The 4,311-nt window shown below is 43.4% G+C and carries 3 protein-coding genes; all 3 read left to right on the forward strand.

Annotated features, from left to right (window positions below):
• Positions 1–1,717 (forward strand): ABC transporter transmembrane domain-containing protein (locus CAG68_RS18230; RefSeq protein WP_237667896.1); only part of this gene is annotated, 1,717 nt, incomplete at its 5' end.
• Between the two features lie 3 nt (positions 1,718–1,720).
• Positions 1,721–3,496: an ABC transporter transmembrane domain-containing protein gene (locus CAG68_RS18235; protein ID WP_017820634.1), complete on the forward strand. Its 1,776-nt coding sequence runs from the start codon at positions 1,721–1,723 to the stop codon at positions 3,494–3,496.
• 250 nt (positions 3,497–3,746) lie between these two features.
• Positions 3,747–4,295 carry an MSHA operon transcriptional regulator gene (locus tag CAG68_RS18240; RefSeq protein ID WP_005377712.1) on the forward strand — a complete coding sequence of 183 codons (549 nt, stop codon included), beginning with the start codon at positions 3,747–3,749 and terminating at the stop codon, positions 4,293–4,295.
• Positions 4,296–4,311 lie beyond the last annotated feature (16 nt).

Genomic DNA, 4,311 nt, shown 5'->3' on the forward strand with positions numbered 1-4,311 from the left:
TTGGTATTTCCAACAAAAGTGGAGGCACTATGTCGGATCCATTCTGCTTTTCGCTGTGATATCAGCACTACAGCTTGTTCCGCCCAAAGCAGTTGGCATCATAGTTGACGGCGTCGTAGACAACACTTTAGATACAAATACGCTGATTCTATGGCTGTCAGGGTTAACTGTACTGATCTTTACCATTTATGGGTGTCGCATCTTATGGCGAATTTGGCTTTTCGGCGCAAGCTGGGAGCTCGGGACCATTCTACGTAACCGTCTATATAGGCATTTATCGACACAGCCACCTCGTTTTTTTGAACGTTACAAGACGGGGGATCTGATGGCTCGTGGCACTAATGATGTGCGTAATATCGTTATGACAGCCGGCGAAGGGGTTTTAACCGCCGCAGACTCTTTGATCACTGGTATTGCGGTTTTAATCATTATGATAACGCAAGTAAGCTGGAAGCTCACCGTAATGGCGCTTCTTCCAATGCCATTTCTTGCCATCATCATCTTCTTTATTGTGCGCATCCTACATCAACGCTTTCGTGTCGCTCAGGAAGCCTTTTCTACCATGTCAGACATGACACAAGAGTCACTTAATGGCGTGCGAATGCTGCGTGCTTTCGGATTAGAAAACCAAGAGCAGCAACGTTTTGAAGAGGTTGTGGATGATACTGGCGAAAAGAACATCGCTGTTGCAAGAGTCGATGCTAGATTTGACCCGGCAATTCAGTTAACCATCGGTCTTTCTTTCCTTCTTAGTGTCGCTGCTGGTGCTTACCTTGTTGATAAAGGTGAGATCACGCTTGGTGATCTGACCGCATTTACGATGTATTTAGGGTTGATGATATGGCCGATGCTGGCATTCGCATTCCTATTTAACATTTTAGAAAGAGGCTCAGCTGCATGGAACCGACTACAAGAGATCTTTGATGAAAAGCCAGAAATTATCAGTGGTAATAAGCCAATAGAAAATAAACCACTTCCGTTAAAAATTGATATCGACGATTTCCACTGGTCTAGTGATTTACCGCCCGCTTTGACGGAAGTAAACATCGAACTTGAACCCGGAAAAATGTTGGGAGTTGCAGGGCCGGTAGGAAGCGGAAAATCGACCCTGTTAACACTACTTTTGCGTCAACATGATTTAGAAAACGGCTCAATTAAATTCGGGGATGTCGAGATCAAGGATGCCCTACTACCGCAGTGGCGCAACCGTTTTGCTGTCGTTAACCAAAGTCCGTTTCTATTCTCCAAATCTATCTTCGAAAATATTGCCTTAGGCAACCCTAATGCAGAGAAAGAAGAAGTCTATAGAGCAGCAAAGTTAGCCTGTATACATGACGATATTGAAAAGTTTCCTGAAGGCTATCAAACAGAAGTTGGTGAAAAAGGCATTACACTCTCCGGCGGGCAAAAACAACGTATTGCGATAGCACGCGCTATGCTGCTGAATGCTCAAGTGTTGGTTTTGGACGATGCACTTTCCGCTGTTGATGGACGGACCGAACATCAAATCCTTAAGAATTTGGAAACATACTACCGTAATCAGGCCCTAATCGTTATTGCGCACCGCCTCACCGCTTTGGAAGCAGCAGACGAGATCATTGTATTGAATCACGGACACATTACTGAACGTGGGCAACATAGCGCGTTATTAGCGCATAAAGGCTGGTACGCCGAGATGTTCGAGTATCAGAAACTAGAGCAGGCGATGGAGGAATAATGAATGAACCAGACCAGCACGTTTAAACGGTTAATGTCTTACCCATTATCTCAACCAAAGCCAATGATTAAAGGACTCGCCTTGCTGTTTATTGCAGCGTTAGCTAGCGCCGGCGGCCCTTGGTTGATTCAATATTTCATTGATGAGCACATCGCTAAAGGTGACTATTCACAAAGTGTTCTGATTTCGCTAGCAGTAGGTTATATCGCTCTTCAGATCGTATCGGCAACATTCCAGTATTTTCAGTCATTGCAATTTAGCATTGTCGCGGCTAACACGATCAAAGCGATTCGTAAGCAAGTATTTTCTGGCGTGATTAAGCAGCCGTTATCTGCGTTTGATTACACTCCTGCTGGAAAATTGGTGTCGCGAATCACCAACGATACGGAATCTTTACAGCAATTTTATGAGCTTTTGATCGCGACCGTGGTGAAAAACGTGGTCATGATTGTCGTAATGCTTGGCGTTATGTTTTTCATGAGCTGGAAGCTCACACTCGTTGTGCTTGTATTGCTGCCGATCGTCATCGGCTTTATGTACTTGTTTAAGCAGCTAAGTACAGAAAGCTACCGAAAGATGCGTGACCTATTGACCGATATAAATGCGAATCTGAGTGAATCCATTCAAGGGATGAGTGTCATTCAATTAATGCAACAAGAAGAGCGTTTTAATAAACAGTTCAACGAGCTAACCGCAGAGCATCTGGTGGCATCTAAACGAGTGATTCGGCTAAACGGCTATCTGCTAAGACCATTAATGGACTTACTCGCTGGTCTTGCGTTGCTTTGCTTGGTTGCGATCTTTGGTTTTAATGGTATTGAGTTGATTGGTGTGGGGGTACTGTATGCATTTATCAGTTATCTTGCGCGAGTTACTGAACCACTAATTGAGATGACTCAGCAACTTGCTCTACTTCAGCAAGCGTTAGTATCAAGCGAACGTGTTTTTGAATTAATTGACGCGAAAGAACAAACTTACGGGGACAATCATCAACCATTAAGGTCAGGTGCTATCGAACTTAGAGATCTCACATTTAGCTACGATGGTAAACAGGACGTCCTAAAAGACATTTCGTTGAAGGCCAACCACCAAGACTTTATCGCGCTTGTCGGGCATACAGGAAGCGGTAAAAGCACATTAGCGTCACTGTTAATGGGCTTTTATCCAACGCAATGTGGCGAACTGCTCATAGATGGTCGTCCACTTAAAACATTAGGGAAAGACGTACTTCGCAAAGATGTGGCAATGGTCCAACAAGATCCACATATTCTCCCTGCTTCAGTCAGAGAAAACATCTCTCTCAGTCGGGCGGTTGATGACAATCAAATATGGGATGCGTTAGACAAGGTAGGTTTGGCAGAACAAATTCATCGTTACCCTAACGGGCTAGACACGCAGTTAGGTCAAGGCGAAACTAATTTATCTGCGGGTCAGAAACAGCTTTTGGCGTTAGCACGTGTGCTTGTGGTAAAACCTAAGATATTGATATTAGATGAAGCAACCGCAAATATTGACTCAGGAACAGAGGCTTTAATCCAAAAGAGCTTGGCGGTACTCAGACAAGACATGACGCTCGTTGTTATTGCTCATCGGCTGTCAACTATCCTAGATGCAGACCAAATCATTGTTCTTCATCATGGGGAGTTAGTCGAGAAAGGCACACACAAAGCACTCTTAACGCAAAATGGTCGTTATGCTCAAATGTATCAGTTACAGCAAGCAAACCGACACCTACAACAGATTGAAGAAGACACCAAGCAACTCGAAGAAGCGGTGTGATTTTATGCCCGTGCCTTCTTTTATTTAGTCGGCATGGGCATAATTGGTGTAACTTCAAAATTTAGCCTTGTAAGCTTCCAATTTCTTCATAATGTGAACTAATTTTCTATTTCTTACCTATTATTGACATAACCCCTCGCTATATCACGCAAGGTCGTTGTAAAATCGTACGGTACTTAGGTCTACTGCCTGTGGCATTGGGCTGAATTCCGCTTTCTAATTATGCACATTAATCTCATGACACAAGTCCATGGACAAAGATAAGTTTACTAACATCTATCGCTTGCCTGGTTCGATTCAAATTCGTATCGGTAAATGGCAAAAGACGTTCCGCGGCACCTCTGATTTAGTTTTACATCAGGCGCTAATGGAGCGTAATAAGCAATTTAAGAAGCCAGACTTTTTACCTAAAGGCTGGTGTGTCACTCCTATTGATGAAAACGACATTACCATTACGCATCACGGTAAATATATCCAAACCGTTATGCGCACAATGCTGGACAGAAAGGTCTCATACAAGCGACTGTTCCTATCTCGAATGAGTCTCGAAGATGGTGAAAAAGTGCTCCACAATTACAAGCTGGAGTGGGTAAGAAAACATAACCAGATCGCCAAAAAGTACAATCAAATTAAAAAGAAACAATATATGAACTTTGCAAGAGAAGAAGAGGAAACCCTCTACCCTTCGATTCCAAAGGGTGAGTTTGACAAAACATTATGGAACAAACTTGTCGTATCATCGTTTGGCCCGCAGAAAAAGTACAAAAACCCGCACTTTGTCCGTAAAGCCGATTTCTAAATAAACACCCCTAAAG

This window comes from Vibrio sp. V42_P2S4T144 (assembly GCF_009904715.1).
GTDB lineage: Bacteria > Pseudomonadota > Gammaproteobacteria > Enterobacterales > Vibrionaceae > Vibrio > Vibrio alginolyticus.

Bases quoted from the DNA above. Each gene is read 5' to 3' on its own strand.
- CAG68_RS18235 (WP_017820634.1), top strand. From the start codon at position 1,721: ATGAACCAGACCAGCACGTTTAAACGGTTAATGTCTTACCCATTATCT.
- CAG68_RS18240 (WP_005377712.1), top strand. From the start codon at position 3,747: ATGGACAAAGATAAGTTTACTAACATCTATCGCTTGCCTGGTTCGATT.